Below are 24,708 nucleotides of genomic sequence, written 5' to 3' on the forward strand. Positions count from 1 at the left end.
ATGATCGACCGACGCGAATTCATCGTTGCCCTGGGCGCGACCGGGCTGCTTGCGGCTTGCCAGAGCGGCCCGCCGAAACCTTCGGTGATCACGGTCAACGTGACCGGTGGGGCCGGCATGAACCCGGGACCAGGCGGCGGTGACCGGCCGGTGACAGTTCTCGTCATGCGGCTGCGCAGCACCGGCAAATTCAATTCCGCCGACTACTTCGCGCTGCAAGGCGATGCCGGCTCGGCACTGGCCGGCGATCTCATCGGATCCGACCAGATCGCCGTCGGGCCGGGTAAATCCGCGTCCAAAACCATCACCGTCGAGCCGGACGCCACGGCACTGGGCTTCGTTGCCCTGATCCGCGAGCCGACCGGCAAGAACTGGCGGACGACCAAGTCGGTGTCGGCGGGATCGAAATTCACGATCAACGTCACGATTGGCAGCGGCGGCATTTCCGCCTAGCGGCCGGAGCAAGGGGAGCTCAATGCAGAGAGTAATGGCATGAGCGATGCAAACAGGGTGCTGTGGTCCGAAGGCCTTTTCCTGCGGACCCAGCATTTCCAACAGCAGGATCGCTTCTTCGAAGCGACAGTGCGCGGGGCTTTACAGGCCGGGCAGTTGCATACGTTCGGCTTTCAACAGCTGACGCTGGACCAGGCGTTGCTGGAGGCCGGCCAGATCTCGATCCTGTCGGCACGAGGCATCTTTCCGGACGGAACGCCTTTCTCCATTCCCGACATGATGGACGCGCCGCGGCCGTTGCCGGTCACCCCGGACACGGGCGCCGGACCGGTGCTGGTCGCTTTGCCGCTGGAGCCGCCCGGTGGTGTCGGCTTCGATCCGGCACACGCGGCCGCCTCGGGAGCGCGCTATCATGGGCGGATCGTTTCGGTGCGTGACGCCGTCCAGGGCGGCTCGGATCCCGAAGAAATCGAAATTGCCCGTCCGCAGGCGCTGTTGCTAGCGCCCGGCAGGTCGGTCGGCGGCTACACGGCCTTGCCGATCGCCGACCTCAAGGGGATGCGAGCCGATGGCGGCGTCTCGCTGGACGAGGCCTTCCTGCCGCCGACACTGGTGACCGGCGCGGTGGCCTGGTACCGGCAATTGCTTCAGGAAGTCGTCACCGGACTCGACCAGATCGCCGAGGCGCATGGCAAGATGGTCATGGGCGGACCGGGGCGCAGCGTCGAAGACCTGCTGATGCTTAATCTCGCCAATGCGGCGCGGCCGCGGCTGGCCCATATGCTGGCGCAGGATGTCTTCCATCCGGCCGAGCTTTACCTGGAACTTGCCGGGCTCGCCGGTTCGATGGCGACCTATGGATCGAGCGCGCGGCGGCTGGGCGAGTTGCCAGCATATGATCACATGGCCCCTGGCCCCGCCTATATGGCGCTGGCGGACGCACTGCGCTCGCTCATCCTCAGCCTGCGCTACATCGAGCCGAAATCGCGAGCGCTGCCGGTCATGCGGCATTCGACCAATGTCTGGAAGATCCGCATCGACAATCCGAAGCTTCTGGTCGCCAGCCGCATCGTCATCCGGGTTGGTTCGGAGCTGTCGGAAGACGCGCTGCGCAAGATCTTCGTCAACCAGGCGACCGTCGGTTCGGCCGACCAGTTCGAGGGCCTGTGGAAATCGCGTCTGCCCGGCATTCCGCTGAAACCGCTTCATTCCCAGCCGCGCGAGATCCCCTATGACGGCGATCGGCTGTGCCTCGAGCTGGACCAGAAAAGCGAGTACTGGGCGTCGCTGCTCGATGCCCCCGGCTTCGTCATCGGCGTGTCGGGCGTGTTGCCAAGCGAGCCGCAGGTGGACTGCTACTCGGTGAACAGGTGAGATGATGAGCCGCGATGATCCTTTCGGACTGTCGGAGGATCGCGAACGCACCCGCATACGTTTGACCGGCGCGCCGACGCCGCGGCCGATGGCGCCGCTCTTGCCGGGCGCGGCGGTAAAGCGGTCTCGCACGCATCCGAACGCGCTCGTCAACGCTTTCGCGCCCCTGCTCGAGTTTGCTCCCGAGCTTGAAAGCGCGCTGGCGCCGGAGAATCCGGAAGCGTTGCGCACCCGTCTGCTCGAAGAACTGGTCCGGGCACGCGACACGGCCATGGCGACCGGGTCCTCACTGGAGCGGGCCGACCAGGCGGCCTGGGTGGTGGCGGCGTTGCTCGACGATCTCGCCCTGAACACGCCTTGGGGCGGGGCCAGCGCCTGGCCGCGGCAGCCGCTTGTGGTGATGCTGCGCGGCGATGTCGATGCCGGCACGCAATTCTTCACGCGTCTCGACGAGCTGGAACGCCATCCCAACCGCGACCGCGAATTGCTGGAGTTGCAGTATGACTGCATGGCGCTCGGCTTCCGCGGCAAATATCGTGTGCCCGGCCGGTCAGGCGACAGATCGCTCAACGCGGTTCGCGTGGCGGCGGCCCGCTTCCTGCGCGATGCCGACGCCGAAGGCGCGCCGCTGTCGCCAAACTGGAAAGGCGTGATCGCCTCCGACGAGCCGCAGCGCTTCATCGTGCCGATCTGGGTCATGGCGCTCGGTGCGGCGGTCATCGCCACGGCCATCCATGTCGGGCTGTCGATGGGGCTGAGCAGCCAGGCAGTCGAACTTTCAGCCCTTGTGCGCGCACTGCCGCCGCCTGAACGCGGCGACATCAGCCGGACCTCGCCCAAGGTCGACGCCCCGCCGCCGGAAAAAGTGGATTTTGCGCTGTTGCCCGAATTCCAGGCCGGAGCGCCGGCCGGCCTCAAATCCGCGCTCAGCGGCACCGAGAGCGTTTCGCTGGCCAAGCTGGTCATCCAGGCCTCCAACCCCGAACTGTTCCAGTCGTCGCGGCCACAACTGACCGACGGCTTCGAGCCGCTGATCGCTTCGATCGCCAAGGTGATCCTCGCCAATCAGGAGCTGATCGGGAACATCACGGTGATCGGTCATACGGACGGCGTTCCCTTGCAGAAGACCAATCCGCTGTCGACCAACCAGCGGCTGTCGGAGGCGCGCGCCCAGACGATCGCCGACATGCTGGTCCAGAACGGCGTGCCGCAGGACCGCGTCCATTCCGAGGGCCGCGCCGCCACGGACCCGGTGGCCAGCGACAGCACGCGCGAGGGGCGAGCCTTGAACCGCCGCGTCGAGGTGCTCGTCGAAAAGAGGCTGTGAGATGTTCATCCTGCGCTTCCTCTGGGCGGTCCTGACATCGCGCTGGCTGTGGACGCTGGTCGGCATCACGCTGCTTTCCCTGGTCATCTGGGTGTTCGGCCCGATCGTCAGGGTCGGTCCCTATTCGCCTTTCGATTCCGACAATGTGCGCATTGCCATGATCGCGGGGCTGATCATCCTGTGGCTGATCTGGCTGATTATCGCGCAGCGCCGGGCGATCCGCGCCAACCGCATGTTCGTCGCCGAGATCGCCGCACCCGTGGCGGAAAAGCCGCTCAGCCCCGGCGAAGAGAACGTCGCCGCCGTGGGTGCCAAATTCGCCGAGGTGATGGCCGAACTGAAACGCCGCAAGCTCGGCGGACGCAAGTTCCTGCGCGAGATGCCGTGGTATGTGATCGTCGGGCCGCCGGCCACCGGCAAGACCACGGCCTTGCGGCAGTCCGGACTGAATTTCCCGATCGACCTCACCGACGATCTGCAAGGCGTCGGCGGCACGCGCAACTGCGACTGGTTCTTTTCCGAGAGCGCGGTTCTGATCGACACCGCCGGCCGCTATGTCCAGCAGGAGAGCCAGCCTGATGTCGACGCGGCGGAATGGCTGGGTTTCCTCGACCTTCTGAAGAAGCATCGCGGCCGCCGCGCGCTCAATGGCGTGATCGTCGCGCTTTCGATCGACGTGCTTTCGGAGGGCGACGAAGCCATCAAGGCGCATGGCCGCAAGATCCGCCGCCGGCTGGCCGAGCTCAACGACCGGCTCGAAATCCGCCTTCCGGTCTATCTGATGCTGACCAAGGCCGACCTGATCAAGGGTTTCGAAGCGTTCTTCGGCGGCCTGTCGACCGCCTCGCGCGAACAGGTCTGGGGAACGACCTTCGCGCTGGATGCGCGCGTCGATGCCAAGACCATCGAACGCGAGATTTCGACACTGGCGACGGAACTGGAGCGGCGGCTGGTGCCGCGCCTGGAGGATGAGGACAAGCTCGCCGCCCGCGCCGAGATCTTCAGGTTCCCCGCCCAGCTGTCCAGCCTGTCCGAACCGATCCAGGTTCTGGTCGAGGCGATGTTTGGCGAGAGCCGGTATGAAGAGGCCGCCTGGCTGCGCGGCCTCTATCTGACATCGGCGACGCAGGAAGGGGCGCCCATCGACCGGCTGACCGCGGCGCTGTCTTCGTCCTTCGGCCTGCCGCCACGGCGGGCCCTGCCCGCGCCAAGGGTCGAGAAGCGCAGCTTCTTCCTGAAGAACCTGCTCACCGACGTCATCTTCAAAGAGGCCGGCCTCGGCACGTTCGATCCGCTGGCGCAGCGCCGCCGCGCGTGGATCTGGCGCGGTGCAGCGACCGCATGTGCAGCGGCCGCCCTGCTGGCCGGCGGGCTGTTCACCTGGTCCTATTTCGACAACCGCAACGCGATCACGGCGCAGGCGAGCCAGTTCGAAGCGCTGCAAACGCCGCTGACCGCAACTGCCGCAAATCCTGCGTCGGTGCAGCAGCCTGCCATAGACGGCGCGCTCGAAGCGATGGACGCGGTCGCAAGCGCCCGGACAGCACCGCCGGGCGCCCCTCAGGATCTGCTGGGGCCATCGGCCTCGGCGGAGCTGGTGCGGGCACAGACCGACACTTACGATCACGCCCTGCGCAACGTGCTCGAGCCACGCATGGTCGCACTGCTCGAGGCGACCATGTGGCGGCAGATCCGCGATCCGGATTTCATGCTCGGCGCGCTGAAGACCTATCGCATGATGACGGGTCTGTCGCAGATGGATCCTGATTTCGCCCAGAACTGGTGGGTGAACAGCCTGCCCGAATTCGCGGCCGCGGCACCGTTTCCGACCGCCGATGCCGAAGAGCATCAGCTTGCCGCCATCCGCCGCATGGCGGTCGACGAGAGCTATGTCGCGCCCGACCAGGCGCTGGTCGCCGAAGCGCTGAAAACGGTGTGCACGATCTCGTTGCCGGCGCGGGCCTACAAGCAGTTGCTGGCCGATCCGGAGGTGGCCGGGCTGAAGGAGTGGATCCCCGCCAATTTCGCCGGTCCCAATGGCGGCAAGGTGTTTGCGCGGCGTTCCGACAAGACACTTCGCGTCGGCATTGCCGGAGCCTTTACCTATACCGGCTTCCACGACGCCATTCTCGACCGCGTCGACGATGTCGCCGCCCAGGCGGCGCTCGATCGTGCGGTTTTCGCCGGCGGCTGCTCGGAGAATTCCGAGACCTCGGTCTCGGCGCTGTCCGAGGACATCCTGAAGCTCTACTATGACGACTACATCGCGCAATGGGACAGCTTCCTGCGTGACATGCGGCTCGCGCCATTGACCGATCTCAATGTCGCCAGCGAAAACCTGAAGGATCTCTCGAGTGCCGATTCAGCCCTGAAGCGGCTGCTGACGGCGATCGTCCAGGAGACCGAACTGACGCGTTCCGACGAGGCGCCTGCCGACGACAAGGCAGCAGCCAAGGGCGCTTCGAAACTGCTCGGCAAGTTGGGAAAACTCGGCAAGCTGGCGACAAGCGGTGCGAAACTGCTTCCACGCGCCGGCTCAGCCACCGAGGTGGACTTGACCGGGAATCTGGTGGCCGCGCATTTCAAGCCACTGAAGAGCACCATTGCCGAGGTCGACGGCCAGCCGCCGGCGCTCGATGCCGCCGTCGTCGCGCTGACCGCGCTGTCGAACGTGCTGCAGACGGTCACCGCCAACCCCAATCCGCAGGATGCCATCAAGAAGCAGGGCGGACTTGCCGAGCTGACGGGTGCGGTCGCGAGGCAAGCGCAGATCCTGCCCGACCCTATCAACGCCTGGCTTGGCGGCATTGCCGGCGACACCAGCAATTTGACGCAGAAGGCTGTCACTTCGGAGCTCAACGCTATCTGGCGGGCGGACATACTGCCGTTCTGCCAGGCCGCTTTGGACAACCGCTACCCGTTCAGCGCCGACAGCGCGGTCGACGTCAACGTGCGCGATTTCGCCCGCCTGTTCGGGCCGGCCGGGCTGATCGACGGCTTCATCAACGACCACCTGATCAACTATGTCGACACCACCAGCCAGCCATGGAAATGGCGCGCCGATTTCGGCCTCGATCCTTCGGCGCTGGCGGCGTTCGAGCAGGCCAGGCATATCCGCGACGATCTCTTTCCCGGAGGGACGGGACCGGTGATGAGCTTCACGCTCGAACCAAAGGACCTGTCTCCCAACGTCACGCGCGTCACGCTCAATCTCGATGGCCAGACGCTGGTCTACTACAACAACGCGACGCGGCCGCAACCGATGACCTGGCCCGGCAAGGACGGCACCGGGGTCATTTCGCTCGCCTTCCAGCCCATCGACGGATCGCCCGAAATCATGCTCAACGAAACCGGCAGCTGGGCATGGCTGAGGATGCTGCGCAGCGGCCGTTTCGCCGGCACGTCGCTCTCCGATGTCTACAGCCTGCGCCTCGGCACGAAAGGCATGTATGCCGATTTCGAGCTCAAGGCGGCCAGCGTCGAGAACCCCTACAATCTGGAGATGTTCAAGAAATTCTCATGTCCGCCGCAGATATGATCTTGCCTGGCTTTTACGGCAAAATGCCCGCCACCGGCGATTTCGTGACGCGGCGGCTGTCGGGCGACTTTGTTCGCGGCTGGGACCGCTGGCTGGCGCAGCATCTCGTCCCGCTGTTCGGCTCGGATTCCTGGCCCCACACAACCGCGTTGCGCTTCCTGGCTGGCCCGGCATCCTTCGGCGCATCGGCAGGCATCGTCGTGCAAAGCGCCGATCGGGTCGGCAGGAAGTTTCCTTTGAGCGTCGTCGCGCGGCTTGCCGAGGCTTCCATTCAGCTCGCTGACGCCGACGCGTGGTTCTCCCAGATCGAAGCGGCGGCCATCGCCGCCCAGAACGGCGAGCTGACGCCGGACGAGTTGGACGCGATGCTGGCCGGACTGCCGGTACCATCAGCCGAGCCCGGTGAAGAGATCATCAGCGGCATGGTGATGTGGACGGCCCGTTCGGACATTTTCGACCTCGATCCGCAATCGCCGCAGGCGGTTCTGGAGCAGATCCTCGCCGCCAGCTGGGAGACCACCTGATGCAGATCTGGAACCAGATGGGCTATCCGCACCAATTCACCATGGGCATGGACAAGGCCGGCCATGAATGGATTGTCGTGGTCGTCAAAGGCACGTTCGACTTCCCCGCAACGCCTGGCGGACAGGTAGAGAAATCGGCCGAACAAGTGCCGCTGGTGATGGCCGACACACAAACCGGCGTGCCCGGCTATTCGGCCACGCTGTGGGAGACCGACTTCGCCTTCCGCAAACCGCGCTGCGATGTGATCGCCAATGGCTGCGCCTACGCGCCGGGCGGGCGCCCGGCCGAGCGCGTGCCGGTCGGCATAAAGGTTGGCAATTGGTCAAAACTGTTCGAGGTCGTCGGCCACCGCGAATGGCGCTCGATCGGCCCGGTTTTCACCGCCACATCGCCGCAGCCCTTCCTGAAACTGCCCATCTCCTACGACGTCGCCTGGGGCGGCGTCGACAGGCTGGATCCGGAGGACAAACTCCCGGGCAGCTACAAATACAACCCGGTCGGCACCGGCTGGTCGCGCACCAAGAACCAGCGCCTTATTCCAGGCCTGCGGCTGCCGAACACCCAGGCGGTCGGCGAAGAGATCCGCTCGCCATTCGGCGACTACAAGCCGATGAGTTTCGGGCCGATGGGACGCGGCTGGCCGGGTCGGATCGAATATGGCGGCACCTATGACGACAACTGGACCAAGAACATCTTTCCGTTCCTGCCGCCGGACTTCGACGAGCGCTATTTCCAGTCGGCGCCATCAGACCAGCAGATCGACCTGCCAAGAGGTGGCGAGGACGTGCAGCTGGTGAACCTGACGCCCGAGGGACGCACAGGGTTCCGGCTGCCGGCGACGGCGCTGCCGCTCACCTTGTTCAAAGGCCGCGCCAAGTCGTTCGAGGGTGAGGTCCATCCGGACGCAATCCTGTTCGACCCCGAGAACAGGCGGTTCTCGCTGGTCTGGCGCGTGTCGCAGCGGATCGAGCGAACCATCCTCGACTTCACGGAAGCTTGGGTCGGCCCACCGACGCCGGCCATGCTGAGGGCGCGCGCGACAGGCCGTACCTATATCCGCGCCAACGGCACCGCGCCGGAGGAGGAAGACGCATGACCGCCCCGATCGAGATCGTTTCGGTTGGCATGGTGACGGCCGTCGGCCTCGACGCACCCTCTGCTTGCGCAGCAATGCGCGCCCGGCTCGACGGCTTTCAGGAAACGCGTTTCGTCGGCTCGCCGGCGGGATGGCTTACGGGTGCACCGGTGCCGCTGCCGCGCAACTGGATCGGCGAGAAACGCATGGCCCACCTGGCAGCCGGGGCCATAACGGAGGCTTTCGACAATCACCCGCAAGCGCGAGGGCAGACGGCGCTGATCCTTTGCCTTGCGGAAGAAGATCGGCCCGGCCGGCCGGTACGGGACAATCTTGCACTGCTGCGCCGGATCAGCGAGATCGTTGAAATAGAACCGCATCTGCGCTCTCGCATCGTGGCTTTTGGCCGCCCGTCCGGACACGTCGCGTTCGACCAGGCGCGCAGGCTGATTGCATCGGGCGAAGCGCCTTATGTCATGATCGCGGGTGTCGACAGCTATCTGACAGCACCGACGATTTCCCATTATCTCAGCAAAGGCCGCCTGCTGACGGCAGACAATTCGAACGGCTTCATTCCAGGCGAAGCTGCAGCGGCGGTACTGTGCACCCGTCCACGCAATGGCGGTTTCAGGCTCTTCGGGCTCGGTCTTTCGCGCGAGGCGGCCTCGATCTACAACGACCAGGATTTGCCATTGCGCGCCGATGGCATGACGGCTGCCTACGATGCGGCGTTCCACGAGACCGGCATCGAGATGAACCGGCTCGGCTATCGCATCGCCGACCTGATCGGCGAGCAGTACTGGTTCAAGCAGACCGCACTGGCCTCGATCCGCCTCTTGCGCGGGCGCCACGAGTTCCAGGACCTGTGGTCACCCGCGGAGTCGCTGGGCAACATCGGGGCCGCAGCCGTTCCGACAATGGTCGGCATGGCCTGGACCGCGGCCGGCAAAGGATATGCCGCCGGCAATCCGGTTCTGATCGAGGCGTCGTCCGATGCCGGCGCCTGCGGTGCCGCGGTGTTCGCTTACGGGAGAACGGCATGACGGTGTATGCCAATGGCCTCGAGGTTGCCTGCAAGGCGCAGGCAAACCAGGTTATCGCGGCCTTTCCTTACGTCTGCTTCACGCCGCCGCAAACGCCGGCAACCCCACCCGGCGTTCCGGTTCCCTATCCGACGTTTGGGATGGACAGCGACACGGATAACGGCACCGGCACGGTCAAGATCGGCGGCAAGACGGTCACGCAGAAGGACAAGTCCTATTACACCAAATGCACCGGCAACGAGGCCGGCTGTGCGCCCAAGAAGAATGTCATCACTTCCGTGAACACGGGCAAGGAATACGCCCATGCCTGGTCGGGCAACGTCAAAATGGATGGCGAGCCGATCAGCCGTTTCAGCGACATTTCGTCGAACGACCATGCCTCCCCCACGGCCGGCGGACCGCCAATGCCTAAGGTCGCCACGGCCACGCAAGCGACCTTCAAATGCTCCGATCTCGAAATAAAGCCTTACAAGGAGCTGGAATGCCCGGACGGCTACGAGAAGGAGCATACCGTCGAGGTCCAGTTCTTCACCGCCGAAGGCGTTCGCGACCTGACGCTGGATTGCTGCAAGGCCTATGACGACAAGGAAGCGCCCTGCATCTGCATGAAGGCAAAATGGCTTGCCGGTGAGGGTGCGAAGGCCAAGGCGGCCAAAGTGCCCACGAAGAAGATAATCGGCAAGAAACGCAAAACGCCGCATTATTTCAAGTCGGCGGAAGCCCGCAACTGGCTGAGGGACAATCCGGCCGGCAAGCTCGGTGATTTTACCGACAAGTGCGTCGACAGCACGGTCAAGTACCTGGATGACCCCAAAATCCCGCAAGTCGTGCACACCGAGGCGACGGAGTGCCTGAAGATCGCCAATATGGAATACATGAAGAAGAGCATGAACAAGTCCGAGCAGGAGGTCAAAGACAAGAAGGCTTGCCATGGGACTTGTCCGAAGGCGAAGGATCAGGCCCGCCTCGTGCAGGTTGCGAAAAAACGCCTGAAGAAAGCCGCCGGAGGAGAGTCCGTGGTCGTGACGGCGGCGGACGTCGCTCCCTCGAAAGTATCCTGTTAGCCGGACGACCGGGCCTCGGGGAACCGCGGCCACATCTCAGGAGGATGACGCGGATGAAAATGGACAAGGAAGACCTCGAGGGGTTCGCAACCGATAGCGATACGGACATCGAATGCCTTCAGATCGCGCCCTTGGGCGCAGGCAAGGCGGCCATTCTGTTCCTGCTCAGCGATGCCGACTATGTCACGACGGTCTCGGTGATCTTCATCGTCGATGATTTCAACCCCAAGACAGCGCGGGGCTTCCTGGTGACCTCCGAATGGCTGATGTCGCTTTCGGCCGCGCCTTCGGGCGAGCTGTTCGCGCTGGAGGCCACCACCTGGATCTGGCGCAATGCCGATGCCAACTGGACGCGTGACAAGGTCAGCGAGAAGAGCCTCAGGCAAGTGTGGGCCGAGGATTCCGGCGGACCGATTGCCGTCGGCACGGACGGCGTGGCGTACCGGTGGGCCGGCTCGCGGTGGCAGCCCATCGCCCCGCTTGGATCCAATGAGTATCTGGACGTTCACGGGCACCCGAAACACGGCATCTACGCCTGCGGCGAGATGGGCACCATTCATCAGCTGGTGGGCACCGGCTGGCGCGCGCTGGATGTGCATCGGCACGACCGGTTTCGCGGCATCGACATCGCGCCGGACGGCAAGATAAGGGTCGCGGGCGACGACGGTGTCTGCCTGCGCATCGCGGATGAGGAAGTGACCCAAATCGAGGCCGCTGCTGACATGACCTATCTGGCCGTGCGCAATTTCAAGGGCAAGACCTACTGGGGCGACGAAGCCGGCGTCAATATCGAGGTGGCCGGCGCGCTCGAGCCATTCGAGGACACCGGCATAGCGTCGGACCTGCGCAGCGATGGCGAATTCCTGTATGTGGCCGGCATCGACACTGCCTGGCGCTTTGACGGCAGCAAGTGGAAAACGCTTACGCTCGTCTATGACGAAGGCCTTCGGCTGACGTGACCGCGCCGGGTTGAGCCGAGTTCCCGTACCGACAGGGCAGGTGTCGGCACGGCACAATCGCTAATGCCCGTTCTCCGATAGATACGCCCGCACCTTGGCGAGGTCGAGCTCGGCGATCCGCTTTGGCGCCCCCTTCACCAGCATGCGGAGCACGAACATTTCTCCGGCCTCCGGGTATTCGGCATAGAGCAGTTCGGCGATCTCCTGCCCCACTTGGCCAGCGACGCGAAGACCATCGAGATGAGCGTCGAGCCGTTCGACAAGGCGTGCGAGCCGCTCTTCGTCCATGTCGGGGTTTTCGTCGGGATGCAGCAAATGGTGGTCGTAGACAGTCCAGAGAAATGCCGCCATTTCCGCATGCTGCCGCACAATCTCGCGCAGAACGACCTTCGGCATCAGTTTAGGTTCACCGACCCGCCGCGGATACGGTTCGTGGCGCTGGCATGGCTCGTCACGTAGGTGCCGCGAATGGTGATGCGGCCGTCCTTCTCCATGATGATCGTCGCCTTGCCACAGCGAAGCTCCACGCGCTCGTCACCCGTTATGGTTACGCGCTCTCCGTCGCGTATCACCTGGGCTACGGCGGACTTGCGTGCCGGCTCGACAATCCGGCCCACGATGAGCGGCCGTTTCGGATCGCCCTCCTGGAAAAGCAGCGCCACCTCGGCTCCGATCATCGCCGATGTCAGCTCAGTCAGACTACGTGCCGGGATCGCTGTTTCCTCCGGATTTCCGGGAAATACGACCAGTGGCGCGTCCTCCCCGAAACCCAGGAATATGCCGATCACAACGCCTTCGATTCGCTCTACAACCTGTGCCATCGTCCGCCTTCAATTCTGCTTTATTTCCGAACCCTTCATGGTGATGTCGCTCGAGGCCTTCACATTGATCTTGCCCGAGCCCTTGATGGAAATGTCCTTGCCCTCGATGGTGATCGTGCCGTCTTTCTTCATCGTGATCGTCGCAGAACCGCATTTCAGGGCAATGGAATCGCCGGCCTCGAGCACAAACGTCTTGCCTACATTTACGTTTGAGTCCTCGCCGACCCGGAACATGCTGCCCTTTGCCACCTTGAGCTCATGGGCCGCGCCGATTTCGGTGACATCGTTGCTCGCGATCTTGGTGTTGCGATCCTTGCCGATCTGGGAAACCTTGCTCCCGGCAATTGCGAAACTCTGGTCCGCGCCAATCTGGACACTCTGGCTGGCGGCGATTTCCCAACCATCCGAAGCACCAATGTTGTGGCTTTGCCCGGCACCGACCGTAACCGAGCGTGTCGCGCCGATGGTGTTTGTCTGCGGGCCGCCAACGCTTCGTGTCTCGGACGCACCGACCGTATCGATGCGGGCAGCGCCGACGGTGACGGTCTGGACAATCCCCACCGTCTGCGAGTGGTTGGCGTCGATATTCTCCGTCGAGTTCGACACGACGTGGATCGTCTCATTCGCCCCCACCGTCAGCGAGCGGTTCTTGCCCACCGTCTCGGTGTCGTTGTTGCCGATATTCGTGGTCTGGTCGACGCCGACCTTGACCGTCTTGTTGTTGCCGACGTCCTCGTCGAGGTTGTGGCCGACGGAATGCTTGGCGTCGTGGTCGATGCGGTCGGACTGGTCGTGCTGGACGAGCTTGGTGCGGTCGTGCTTGATCAGAAGGTTGTTGTCTTTCTGCGCCTGGAAATTGACCAGTTCGGAGCCGGCCTTGTCCTCGAACATCAGCTCGTTGTAGCCGCCGCCGCCTTTCGAGGAGTTGGATTTCCACCCTGATTGCGTCGCGTTGCCCGGCAAGCCGTAGGGCGGCATCTGCGAGGCGTTGTAGACTCTGCCGGTGATGATTGGCAGGTCAGGGTCGCCTTCGAGGAAGTCGACGATCACCTCCTGGCCGATGCGCGGTATCTGGATGAAGCCCCAGCCGCTGCCCGCCCAGGTCTGCGAGACACGCACGAAGCAGGAACTGTTTTCGTTCTTCTTGCCCAGGCGGTCCCAGTGGAACTGCACCTTCACCCGGGCATATTTGTCGGTGAATATCTCCTCGCCGGAAGGACCGACCACCGTCGCCGTCTGCGGCCCGCGCATGATCGGCCGCGCCGTGATCCGCGGAGCGCGGTAGGGCAAGGCAGTCGGCGCGACACCCAGCACGATCTTGTAATTCTCGCTGTGGGCCTCGTTCTGGGTTCTGTAGCCCGGATCGAACAATCTGTATTCGGCGCTGATCACCAGATACTCCTGGTTCTGGTCATCGCGCGGAAAGCTCTCCAGCTTGAACGTACAGCCGGAATGGAGGCCGCGCACGGTTCCGACCGCGGTGATGCGCTGGTGCACGGCCTGGAGTTCCTCGCGCCGGATACCGGCCAGGGTGTCGCCGCGCCCAACATCGAGATGCGCCCCGGGCTGGCGATAATTCTCGGCGGAGGCTTCCTTGTGGCTGAACGGCTGGGCGGACTTCGCCATCAGGTCGGCGCCAGGCTTCTTGAAATCATAGTCGGTATGGGCATAGGCGCCCGGCCGCACCGAACTGCCGGGAATCCATTCGGTGATGTATTCGACGTCGCGCCGCGAGCCCTGCCCCTCGAAATTATAGAGTATCTTCTCGTAGCCCGGCGCCGGCTTCAGCTTGCTCATCGCGTCGCACAGAACGAGCGTGTGCTTGCCCTCGTCATGCTCGAAGAAATAGAAGATGCCTTCGTGCTCGAGCAGGCGCTGCACGAAATCCAGATCGCTCTCGTCGTACTGCACGCAATATTCGCGCGAGGGGTACGACCCTTGCAGCCGCTTCTCGAATTTCGCCGTTCCGTATTTCGAGAAGATCTTTTCTACGATCTCGACGGCGGTCATGTTCTGAAAGATCCGGCAATCGGTCGTGTTGCCGAGAAACCAGAGCCACGGCCTGACGACCGCTTCATAGTAGGCGAGCCGGTCCTCGATGCGGGTCAGGCGAAACTCGGACACCAGGCCGCTGAACCAGCGTTTCGGATCGGATTCGCCTTCGACTGAAACCATGCCGCCCAGCATCTTCAGCGGATCGATATCCGCCTTGGGGCTGACGAACCCGACCGTATAGGCAAAACACCGGCTGATCTCGTCGCGGCCGACAAGATGCGTGAAGGTCAGGTCGGCGCCGGCCGGCGTCTGCACAACCGTGGCACGTTCGTTCGGCATGGGTCGTGCCCCTCCTGGACGCGGCCGCCGGCGCGGTGGGTTGAAGTTCCCGCCATCTGATCAGGAACTTTTCAGGGCCCGCCGCACCAGGCCATGTTGAGCCTACCACATGTTGTCGCGCCTACCAAAGAGCATGCACGACAGCAAAACCTTACCATGTCGATGCATCGGCTCGAAACGCCGCTGTCCTGTTGGATGTGCAAACTGCTAGAATGTGGAGTATCGGTCAGCATTCGGTGGCGATCCTGGATGTATATCAGCCTGCAAATCAACAATGTCGACGCCTTGCCTGCGGGCATCTCGACCGGCTACGCGGCGCGGGATCGCAGCTTCGAAATCGGACGCGATGCTTGCGACTGGACCTTGTCGGACCCCGACAAATTCATCTCGGGACGGCATTGCGAGGTCCGCTACGAGGCAGGCGCGTTCTGGCTGCACGACGTCTCGCGCAACGGAACCTACATCAACGGATCCAACCAGCGCATGACCGGCCCGCATCGGCTGGGCAATGGCGACCGGATGCTGATCGGCCGTTATGTCATCTTCGTCTCGATCGACGAGGAGCGCGCCGCGACAGGTCATCCCGGCCACGGTTCGACGCAGCGGGAAATGCCCGTCGCGATCGGCCGGCCGCTGGAATTCGGAGATGGGCCGTTCTTCAACCCCGCGGAGCAACGGTCCGGGCAGCGCGGTCCGGCATCGACGTTCCCGTCGCAGCCGCCCCTACCCTCGACCAGGGATGAAGTGCTGCGGGAAATCGCGATCGCGGCCGGCATCTCGCCGGAACTGCTGCAATCGCGCGACCCGCATGAAGTTGCCGCCGAAATCGGCGCGGTGCTGCGGACGGTGGTCGAGGAACTAGCTTTGCTGCTGAAGGCGCGCGCGGCGGCGAAAATGCTGGCCAAGAGCACGCAACGAACGATGATCAGCGCCGCCGACAACAACCCGCTGAAGTTCGTTCCAGGAACCGACGACATCCTCGAGATCATGTTCGCACGGCGCCGGGCCGGCTATCTCGATGCCAGGCGCAGCATCGAGGATGCATTCCGCGATCTCAAGACGCACGAATTCGCCACCTATGCCGCCATGCAGGCCGCGCTGTCGCGGCTGCTCGACGACCTGTCTCCCGAAGCGATCGGAAGAAAGCTTCCGCCGACGTCGTTCTCGTCGAAGAAGAGCCAGGCCTGGGACGCTTTTGTCGCGACATGGCGAACCATGGAGGAAGCGCACGAGAACGGCATGTTGGACATATTCCTGGCCTATTTCAGCGAAGCCTATGCCAAGGCCGACAAGCAGAAATAGGCCGGCATTCGGTTCCAATCGAGAGTTTCTGAGATTACGATCGCATACGACAATTCGCCAAGCGGGTAAGGCTCATCGACCTGGGGGTCTGCGGCAAATGTCATCATACGGCGGGATAGTAAGGTGTAGCCGACCGTCCTCAAGACACTGCCCTGGTCGTCAGGGCCTGCCTTTGTTTTACTTGATCGCGAGCCGCCTTGCGCCGGTCCGGCAAGCGCGCGGGTGTCGGGCGCAGACGGACGACCGGCCATGAACTCGAAAGACGATCCTTTCGGCCCGCCGGGCAAGACCGTCATTCGCGCCACGCCACGGCGCGAGCGAAAGCCGACGCCCACCCCTCAGGCGCCCGTCGTCGATGGCGGGCACCCCTCGCCGGTCAGGGAATCGACCGTGTTCGATCCCGGCGTCGGCCGGCATACACCGCCGGGCTGGACATCCGGGACCGTGATCTATCAAGGAACTCCTCCCGCGGCGGCGCCGACTTCGGCTCTGCGGCAGGAGACCCTGCTCAATGTCACGGACAGCGTCAGATATTCCGCGGCAAACCCGATCCTTGCCGCGGCCGCACCATTGCTGATGCTGTTCGGCCAGCTCAGGCTTATCCCCGTCGAGAGACAGGCGGAGCCGTTGGCCGAACATGTCACGGAGGCGATCGACAAGTTCGACAGGATACTGGAGAAATCAGGCGTTGCCGAAGAGGATGCGCGGATTGCGAAATTTGTCCTGTGCGAAACTGCCGACGACCTGATCGGCAACCTGCCCTGGCCGCGCAAGGACGCCTGGGCGCAGCACAGCATGCTGTCGCAGTTCTTCCACGTCGAGCCCGACGGCACGGGCTTTTTCGAAGCGCTAAACAAGGTCCTGGCCAGCCCGGAGGCCCATTACGACCTGCTCGAACTGATGCATGTCTGCCTGTCGCTGGGGTATGAGGGCCAGTATCGCGGCCTGACACGCGAGGACAGCAATCTCGAACGCGTTCGGCGCGACGTTTACGAAACGCTTCGCTATTTCAAGCCTCGCGCGGACGAGGACATCTCGCCTCGCTGGCAGGGCCTGGCGACGACGATGACGCAGTCGTGGACACGCCTGCCGATGTGGGCCGTGGCGGCAGCGGCATCGGCGCTGCTGACAGCGGCGTTCTTTGCGTTGCGGGTCTTCATCACCAATGAAGGCGATGCCACCGCCGGTGAATTGCTGGCCCTCAACCCGTCGACGCCGATCGCCATCGAGCGCGCCAGCGTGGCACCGTTGGCCGAGCCAGCGAAAGTCGTCACCCCTCCCGCAGCCACCACCACGCAGATCGATCGCATCCGCTCGGCACTGGCCAAGGACGTCGACGCCGGCGGACTGACCGTCGGCACGAAGGGCGACTTCATCGTGGTGGAAATCAGCAATGTCCTGCTGTTCCAGTCCGGCAGGGCCGATGCGAAACCGGAATTCCAGCCCATAGCCGCTGATATCGCAGCCGCCCTGGAACCCGAGCGCGGGCCCATCAGGATCATCGGCCACACGGACAATGTGAAGCCGCGAAAATCGAGCCCGTTCAAGTCCAACTTCGACCTTTCCGTCGCCCGGGCGAAGGCCGTCGAAGCAATGATGGCGCCGAAGTTCAGCGATCCTTCGCGACTGACGGTGGACGGCAAGGGCGAGGACGAGCCAATCGCCGACAATGCAACAGCGGAGGGCCGCGCCAGGAACCGCCGTGTCGATGTGATGATCCCGAAGGAGGAGACGTTGTGAGCAGGGCCGGTTGGAAGCGGCCATGACGCGTTGGCTGCTGCGGATATTCAGCATGATCGCGCTGGCCGGTTTTTCGGCGGCAGTGTGGTTTGCCGGACCTTTGATCCGCTTCGCCGATAGCCGTCCCCTCGGGCCTGCCTGGCTGCGCGCGGCAATCATCGGTGTGATCGTGGCAGCCGTGGCGCTCTTCTACGGATTGCGTTTCTGGCGGATACGCAAGGCGCAAAAGGCGCTCGAGACCGCCGTTGCCCGCAATGACGACAGGGATAGCGACTCGCAGGTGCTCGAGGCGCGGATGAACGAGGCGATCGCCGCGCTCAAACGATCGAGCGGCAAGCGCAATTTCCTCTATGAGATCCCCTGGTACATCATCATCGGCCCGCCCGGCGCCGGCAAGACAACGGCGCTGATCAATTCAGGCCTGAATTTTCCGCTGGCCGGTTCGGGTGATGCCCAGCCGGTCGCCGGTGTTGGCGGAACACGCGCCTGCGACTGGTGGTTCACCGACGAGGCCGTGCTGATCGACACCGCCGGACGCTACACGACGCAGGATTCCCATGCCGAGAGCGACAAGAGGAGCTGGCTCGCCTTCCTGTCGCTGCTCAAGAAATACCGCACGCGGCAACCGATAAACGGCGTCATCCTGGCGATCAGCCTTGCTGATCTCATCGGCCTTGACGACCGGCAGCTTGACGCCCACGTCGTCGAGATACGCAGCCGTCTGCGGGAAATCCACGAGACGCTGAAAATCCAGTTTCCGGTGTATCTGCTGTTCACCAAGGCCGATCTTGTTGCCGGCTTCATGGACTACTTCGGCGGTTTCGACGGGGCCCGCCGGCGCAAGGTCTGGGGCGCGACATTCCAGACCGCCGATCGCACCAGGAACATGGCGGCCGAGGCTCCGGCCGAATTCGACGCGCTGGCAAGACGCCTGGTCGAGGAGATGCCCGACCGCCTTCAGGAAGAGGCTGACCCGGCCGCGCGCATATCCGTCTTTGGCTTTCCGGCGCAGTTCGGGGCGCTGAAGGGCCGGATTGCGAGTTTTATCGCCGGCTTGTTCGATTCGGGCCGCAGCCAGGTGAACGCCAGCTTGCGTGGACTTTATTTTTCGTCAGGCACGCAAGAGGGGACGCCGATCGACCAGGTGTTGGGCGCGATCGGCCGCAGTTTCGGCAGCAATTCCCGCGCCCATCTTTCCGGTACCGGCAAAAGCTTCTTTCTGCATGATCTGCTGACGGGCGTCATTTTCGCCGAATCCGGCTGGGTCTCGTACGACAAATCGGCGGCAAGGCGGGCGGCGGTCGCCCGATTTGCGGGGCTTAGCGCCATCGCGTTGATCGCCGCGGCGGCCCTCGGAACGCTCGCCCTGAGCTTCACGGCCAACAGGTCGCTGATCGCCTCCACCACGCAGGCCATGGGCCAGTATCGCACGACGGCGGACGCGCTGCTCAAAAGCACCGAGGTGACCGATGTCGACCTCGAAAACGTCATCGGCCCGCTCGACCAGTTGCGCGATCTGCCGGCTGGGTTCGAAACCGCCGACGTGCCGACACCGATCGAGGAGACGTTCGGCCTCAGCCAGCGCGAGAGACTGATTTCGGCGTCCAAGACGGCTTACCGGCAAGCGCTGGAACGCATGTTCCGGTCACGCCTGCTGATCCAAGCCGAGCGGACGATCCAGGCCAAGATGGCCGATCCCGCCGCGCTCTACGAACCGTTGAAAATCTATCTGATGCTCGGCGGCAAGGCGCCGAAGGTCGACGACGCGCTGATCGTTTCCTGGATGAAGCAGGATTGGGAGCAGAACCGCTATCCTGGCGAAAACAACCGCGCCGGACGTGAGCAGCTCGAAAAGCACCTGCGCGCCATGCTTGCCCTGGACGACGCCTATGATCCGGTTTTCGAACTCAACCAGCCGCTCATCGAAGCCGCTCAACGATCGCTCGGGCGCATGAGCCTTGCCGACCGCGCCTCCGCATTGATCAAGTCGGCGGTCTATTCGGCAGCGCTGGATGATTTTTCGGTTTCCGTCAAAGGCGGACCGGAAGCGCAGTTGCTGTTCGAGCGTGTCGACGGCGGCGATCTCTCAGGCCTGCGTGTTCCCGGCCTCTATAGCTGGAACGGCTTCAACCATTTCTATCTCGGACAGCTCTCGCATATTGCGCAGATGCTGGTCGACGACCAATGGGTGCTCGGCGGCGGCGGCGAGCAAGGCGGCATCGACCAGGCGTTGCTCAAGCTCGGCCCCGAACTTCTCGATCGCTATGGCAAGGAGTTCGCAACAGCTTGGAACAGCGTTCTCGATGGGTTGAAGTTCAAAGCGATGCTGAAGGACAAGCCGCACTATGTCGTGCTTTCCGCCGTCGCCTCGCCCAGCTCGCCGATCGAACAGCTGTTCACGGCGATCGCCAACGAAACCGCCCTGACGCGGAACGCTGCTTCCGGCCAGGACGCTGGCACAGAGGGTGAGGACGGCACGGTTCAAGACCAGTCGCAAGACGCGGCAAAGATGGCCAAGGGTCTGGCTCGCATCGGCATACAAATCGCCACCGGAAAATCGCAAAGCCGTGCCGGGACAGGATCCGTGGCAGCGCAGAACCAGAATCCCGGGGCCAACATCGAAGCGCAGTTCAAATCGTTCCAGGCCCTGGTCAGCGGCCCTGCCGGACACCGCCCGATCGATGCCTTGACCCAGAATTTCCGCGACATTTATCAGAGCCTGCAACTGGCGACCGACGTTCCCTCCCAGACGGAGCGCGTCAACGCAAATCTGCAGCTCCAGATAGCCACCCTTCGCGCCAATGCCTCGCGACTGCCCAAGCAACTCGCCAGAATGATCAATGCGACGGCGAACGAGTTCGAAGGCAACGCCACCGAAACCTCGGTGGCAAATTTGAACCAGATGCTCGACCAGGCGGTCACGGCTCCTTGCGAGGCGGCGGTCAACGGCCGTTATCCGTTCGCCGGCAATAGCGCCGAAGACATGGCGATGGCGGATTTCGCGAAACTGTTCGCACCGGGCGGGCTGATGGACCGGTTCTTCGCGCAGAATCTCGCATCGCTGATCGACATGAGCGGTCAGGACTGGAGCTGGAAGCAGGATGCCCGCTTCGGCCGCGACCTGTCGAAATCGACGCTGAAAGACTTCCAGCTGGCGGCCGAAATCCGCAGCGCCTTCTTTCCCCAGGGCGGTTCGACGCCTTCGGTCAGCATCACCTTCACGCCGTTCTCACTGCATGGCGATGCCGATGCGGCGGTGCTCGATGTCGATGGTCAGACGGTCCAGAGCAACCAGGCGAGCAGTGCGCCAAGCATAGTGACCTGGCCGAGCGGAGCGGCCTCAGGATCGGCCAGTCTGAGCCTGACGCCGGAGATGCCGGGCCGCGAATCCCGCATCAAGTTCGAAGGGCCATGGGCGCTGAAGCGGCTCATGGACAAGGCGACCATCACCGGCACCGACAGCAATGTCCAGGCCCGCTTCGTGATCGGCGGGCGCGACGTCACCTATACGATCCAGACTGGCTCCGGCCCCAGCCCCTTCCTGCTTCCGGCGCTTTCCGATTTCAGCTGTCCGAAGGCGTTTTGAGATGGGCGTCGCGCTTTTCAACGCGTCGACACTCTGTGTGAGCCGCAGGCGTCCGGACCTTAATTTCGATACTTTAATGGTCGAGCCTGTGGCAGACTGGCACGAGCGAGCGCCCGGGAGCGCGCCGCAGAGGACGCTTGAGACGCGTTTGGTGGCAAGGTGAGCGATGTCGCCCTTCCCTTTGACAGCTTTGGCGTGAGCCACAAGGGCTGTGTCCGCGAGGTCAACGAAGACAATTATCTGCTCGAGCCACAAACCGGGCTTTGGGTGGTGGCGGACGGTATGGGTGGGCATGATGCCGGAGAGGTCGCCTCCGCCAGCATTGTCGACCATCTCGCCACGATCGGCATCGCAAGCTCGGCTCCGGATCTGCGGGCGCGCTTCGAGGACAGGCTGAGCCGGGCCAATGCCGAGATCCGCGGCATATCGGAATCGCGCGGCATAACCATCGGCTCCACCGTCGCCGCGCTGTTGGCGATGGACGGACGGTTTGCCTGCCTGTGGGCCGGCGACAGCCGGGTCTACCTGATCCGCAACGCCGCGATCTCGCAGATTTCGAAGGACCACACCGAGGTGCAGGAACTCTTGGACCGAGGCATGATCAGCGCGGCCGAGGCGCTCACCTGGCCACGCCGCAATGTCATCACGCATGCAGTCGGCGTCAGCGACGACTTCGTCATCGACTTCCAGCAGGGTGAACTGATGCCGGGGGACATTTTTGTGCTGGCCACCGATGGGCTGACGGCACATGTCACCGACGCGGAGATCGAGGCGGCGGTGGTGTCGGCAACGCCTCAGGCGGCCTGCGAAAATCTGCTGGAAACGGTGCTGGCGCGGGGCGGAACCGACAATGTCACCATTGTGCTGGTGAAGATTGGAAACGGGCGCAATGGACAATCGCTCAATCCTGATCTGTCCAGAGCGGAGGGCCGAGGCTGATGAGCGCCGACGACAAGACGCGAATATCGCCGCAGGTCGCCAACACCGCCGTCGGCACGCAGCTCAGCGGCATCTACGAATTGGACGAGCGCATCGCATTCGGCGGCATGGGTGAGGTCTACCGTGGCCACAACATCCAGACCGGAGACCACGTCGCGATCAAGATCGTGCTGCCTGAGTTCGCCCGTGACCAGACGATCCTGTCCTTGTTTCGCAAGGAGGCCTCGATCCTCAACCATCTGTCGCATGACGCGGTCGTGCGATACCACGTCTTCACCATCGATCCCGGCATCGGCCGTCCCTATCTCGCCATGGAATTCGTCGACGGCGAGTCGCTGTTCGATATCATGCGGCGCGGGCCGATGCCGACGGAAGCGGTGCGCAAGCTCTGCCATCGCCTCGCATCCGGCCTGAGTGCCGTGCATCAGGCGGGCGCGATCCATCGCGACCTCTCGCCCGACAACATCATCCTGCCGGGAGGCCGGGTCGACCGCGCGAAGATCATCGATTTCGGCATAGCGCGATCGGCGACCGTGGGCGGGGAGACGCTGATCGGCGGAAAGTTCGCGGGAAAGTACAATTACGTTTCACCCGAACAGCTCGGGCTTTACAGCGGCGACGTCAGAGAACAGTCCGATATCTACAGCCTTGGGCTGGTGCTGGCCGCCGCTCTGCGCGGCAAGCCGATCGACATGAGCGGATCACAGTTCGAGATCATCGAAAAGCGCCGCACCGTGCCCGACCTCTCCGACATCGACGAGGATTTCCGTGGCATTGTCGAAGCCATGCTGCAACCGGATCCGCAGGACCGGCCGGTCAGCATGGCTGATATCGCCAGGATGACGCGCGACGAAGACGAAGCGACAACGCCGCCGGCGTCCAGGACACCCCGCGAGCGGCCGGCTTTGCCACCGGCCGGGCATACCCTTATCCCTGATCCCAAGGCACAGCCCCAGCCCTCAAATGTCGCGGAACACAGCGCGGCGACGGCAACGGGTCCGGGCGAGCAGCGCTTCGTCCCGCATGTCCGGCCCGCGCATTTGTCCGAACCGCGGCCTCCGGCGGCCCCCAGCCCGCCACGGATGGCCGCCCGCAATGTCCCCGCAAAACCCGCAACAACCCGAACCATCGCAATCGCTGCCCTGGCGACGCTGGCTGTCGCTTCAGGCGCCGGCCTTTACCTGGGCGGCTTCATGACGCCTGCGCCGCAGACTGTCGGCAAGACGTCGCTTTCGCCCGAACCATCAAAGCCTGCGCCAGAACCATCGAAGCCGATCCCGACGGACAAAGTTGCAAACGCCCCCGAGCCTCCAAAGCCGGTACCACCCACGCAGCCGGAGGCCAGCGTCCCGCCGGCTGAAAATCAGCCAAATGCCGCCGCGGTTCAAAAGCCGCTGCCGGCCAAGCCCACCGAAATCCCCTCCCAAGCCGAGGAGCCCACCAAGCCGCCGGCAATGGCAGCACAACCACAAACAGAGGCGAGCGCGCCATCGGCTGGAAGTCAGACAGATGCCAAGCCCGTGCAGACGCCGGAGCCGGCGAAGCCCACTGCCTCCGCGCAAACCGAAGAACCCACGAAGCCATCCGTAACTGAGGCGCAGCAGCCGCCCGCAAAGACACCGCCGCCACCCCAGCCGGATACGATGACCAGCGACAGTCAAACTTCGGCTCCGGCGCCTGAGACTGCTCCAGCCCCACCGGCCGTTGCAGCCCCGCCAGCCGCGAAAGTCTCAACGCCGCCGCCGGCCCAGCCAGAGGCCGTGGAGCCCCCGAAGCCCAAGCCTCAGATCAGCCCGCCGGCAGCGCCCAAGGCGACCGTGCCGGCGCCTAAGCCCACTGCGAGCCAGACGGATGCCGCGAACGCCGAGGGCCAAAACGCCTCGCCACCGCCAGCCAAACAGCCGGACCAGGCTGTCATCGCATTGAATGTGCCCAAGCCGGCGATCCCTCCGGTCGTCGACGACCTCGCGCAACGTGTCTCCTGGGTTCGCGACTTCGGCGGCGGCGACTGTTTCTATGCGACCATGACATCGTCGGCCGACAAGGCCGCCGCGATCGAAGGTTTTGGCACGGCGGTGCAGCCATTCGAGCGGATGCTCAGCGATTTCCAGGCAAAATTCCATGTCGAACCCGACATCAGCGTCCGCCTCATCGAGCCTAGCCAATGCGAAGTCACCAACTTTCTGCGCTTTCTCGGGCAGAGCGCGGCCGACAAGCCGCAGCTTGTTCTCGACCGGACTTCGGTGCCTGATGGTACGCCGATCAGCGGCACGCTGGTGACGCGCGGCGGGCTCATTTCCAGCGTGCTGCTGATCGATCACAAAGGCATGGTGTTCAATCTCGACGACCGCATCGTCGCGCAATCGGACAAGGCCACCTTCAGCATTCCGATTGGCCTCGGCGCCGCCGACAAGGCCACTGGGAAGGCCGTGCCGCAGATCATCATGGTGATCACCGGCCCGCAGGATATCCAGGCGGCGGCCATCTCCACGCCGATGCCGGCCTCGGTGGTGCTGCCGAAAATTCTCGAGGAGATCGAGACCGACGGATCGCAATTTTCAGCCACTGCCAAGTATTTCCGGCTCGGCGGATAGCATGGACGCCCGATGGAACTCCGCCGCGCGTGTT

General features: G+C 63.7%; 17 protein-coding genes. 14 read left to right on the forward strand and 3 right to left on the reverse strand.

The window, feature by feature from the left end; all coding sequences use genetic code 11:
• The 9 genes from tssJ to CKW40_RS06685 are packed head-to-tail and all read left to right on the forward strand — an operon-like array spanning position 1 to position 11,358.
• Complete coding sequence (gene tssJ / locus CKW40_RS06645; RefSeq protein ID WP_095199086.1) at positions 1-453, forward strand: type VI secretion system lipoprotein TssJ; 453 nt, start codon at positions 1-3, stop codon at positions 451-453.
• Positions 454-492: 39 nt separating this feature from the next.
• On the forward strand, positions 493-1,827 hold the full coding sequence (tssK, locus tag CKW40_RS06650; RefSeq protein WP_095199087.1) for a type VI secretion system baseplate subunit TssK: 1,335 nt from the start codon (positions 493-495) through the stop codon (positions 1,825-1,827).
• A gap of 4 nt (positions 1,828-1,831) precedes the next feature.
• The gene (gene icmH / locus CKW40_RS06655) at positions 1,832-3,154 is read left to right on the forward strand and encodes a type IVB secretion system protein IcmH/DotU (protein ID WP_095199194.1); all 1,323 of its coding nucleotides are present in this window, start codon (positions 1,832-1,834) and stop codon (positions 3,152-3,154) included.
• Position 3,155: 1 nt separating this feature from the next.
• Positions 3,156-6,692, forward strand: a complete 3,537-nt coding sequence (gene tssM, locus CKW40_RS06660) for a type VI secretion system membrane subunit TssM (RefSeq protein WP_095199088.1) — start codon at positions 3,156-3,158, stop codon at positions 6,690-6,692.
• The gene (tagF, locus tag CKW40_RS06665) at positions 6,674-7,216 is read left to right on the forward strand and encodes a type VI secretion system-associated protein TagF (protein WP_244571100.1); all 543 of its coding nucleotides are present in this window, start codon (positions 6,674-6,676) and stop codon (positions 7,214-7,216) included. The genes tssM (CKW40_RS06660) and tagF overlap by 19 nt, the downstream gene beginning before the upstream one ends.
• Positions 7,216-8,313 carry a DUF2169 family type VI secretion system accessory protein gene (locus CKW40_RS06670; protein ID WP_095199090.1) on the forward strand — a complete coding sequence of 366 codons (1,098 nt, stop codon included), beginning with the start codon at positions 7,216-7,218 and terminating at the stop codon, positions 8,311-8,313. Before tagF ends, CKW40_RS06670 begins: the two co-directional genes overlap by 1 nt.
• Positions 8,310-9,335 (forward strand): beta-ketoacyl synthase N-terminal-like domain-containing protein, encoded by a 1,026-nt coding sequence (locus CKW40_RS06675; RefSeq protein WP_095199091.1) that lies wholly within the window; start codon positions 8,310-8,312, stop codon positions 9,333-9,335. Before CKW40_RS06670 ends, CKW40_RS06675 begins: the two co-directional genes overlap by 4 nt.
• Positions 9,332-10,399 carry a PAAR-like domain-containing protein gene (locus CKW40_RS44555; RefSeq protein ID WP_244571101.1) on the forward strand — a complete coding sequence of 356 codons (1,068 nt, stop codon included), beginning with the start codon at positions 9,332-9,334 and terminating at the stop codon, positions 10,397-10,399. Before CKW40_RS06675 ends, CKW40_RS44555 begins: the two co-directional genes overlap by 4 nt.
• A 53-nt stretch (positions 10,400-10,452) precedes the next feature.
• Entirely contained in the window at positions 10,453-11,358 is a 906-nt protein-coding gene (locus tag CKW40_RS06685; RefSeq protein WP_095199092.1) for a hypothetical protein, read from the forward strand.
• 60 nt (positions 11,359-11,418) lie between these two features.
• Here CKW40_RS06685 and CKW40_RS06690 read toward each other — a convergent pair whose 3' ends face one another.
• Genes CKW40_RS06690 through CKW40_RS06700 form a run of 3 tightly spaced genes read right to left on the reverse strand, consistent with a single transcriptional unit; the run spans position 11,419 to position 14,513 of the window.
• Entirely contained in the window at positions 11,419-11,754 is a 336-nt protein-coding gene (locus CKW40_RS06690) for a hypothetical protein (protein WP_095199093.1), read from the reverse strand.
• Entirely contained in the window at positions 11,754-12,179 is a 426-nt protein-coding gene (locus tag CKW40_RS06695) for a DUF6484 domain-containing protein (RefSeq protein WP_095199094.1), read from the reverse strand. The genes CKW40_RS06690 and CKW40_RS06695 overlap by 1 nt, the downstream gene beginning before the upstream one ends.
• Before the next feature lie 9 nt (positions 12,180-12,188).
• Positions 12,189-14,513, reverse strand: coding sequence for a type VI secretion system Vgr family protein (locus CKW40_RS06700; RefSeq protein ID WP_095199095.1), 2,325 nt, complete (start codon positions 14,511-14,513; stop codon positions 12,189-12,191).
• Between the two features lie 249 nt (positions 14,514-14,762).
• Between CKW40_RS06700 and tagH the strand changes: the two genes are divergently transcribed.
• From tagH to CKW40_RS06725, 5 genes are all read left to right on the forward strand, one after another.
• Complete coding sequence (tagH, locus tag CKW40_RS06705; protein WP_095199096.1) at positions 14,763-15,815, forward strand: type VI secretion system-associated FHA domain protein TagH; 1,053 nt, start codon at positions 14,763-14,765, stop codon at positions 15,813-15,815.
• A gap of 249 nt (positions 15,816-16,064) precedes the next feature.
• Positions 16,065-17,555, forward strand: coding sequence for a type VI secretion system protein TssL, long form (tssL, locus tag CKW40_RS06710; protein WP_095199097.1), 1,491 nt, complete (start codon positions 16,065-16,067; stop codon positions 17,553-17,555).
• Positions 17,556-17,577: 22 nt separating this feature from the next.
• Positions 17,578-21,141: a type VI secretion system membrane subunit TssM gene (tssM, locus tag CKW40_RS06715; protein WP_095199195.1), complete on the forward strand. Its 3,564-nt coding sequence runs from the start codon at positions 17,578-17,580 to the stop codon at positions 21,139-21,141.
• 159 nt (positions 21,142-21,300) lie between these two features.
• Entirely contained in the window at positions 21,301-22,080 is a 780-nt protein-coding gene (locus CKW40_RS06720; RefSeq protein WP_095199098.1) for a PP2C family protein-serine/threonine phosphatase, read from the forward strand.
• Positions 22,080-24,674, forward strand: coding sequence for a serine/threonine-protein kinase (locus CKW40_RS06725; RefSeq protein ID WP_095199099.1), 2,595 nt, complete (start codon positions 22,080-22,082; stop codon positions 24,672-24,674). The genes CKW40_RS06720 and CKW40_RS06725 overlap by 1 nt, the downstream gene beginning before the upstream one ends.
• Positions 24,675-24,708: the final 34 nt, after the last annotated feature.

The organism is Mesorhizobium carmichaelinearum, assembly GCF_900199455.1.
In the GTDB taxonomy this organism is placed as follows: Bacteria; Pseudomonadota; Alphaproteobacteria; order Rhizobiales; family Rhizobiaceae; genus Mesorhizobium; species Mesorhizobium carmichaelinearum.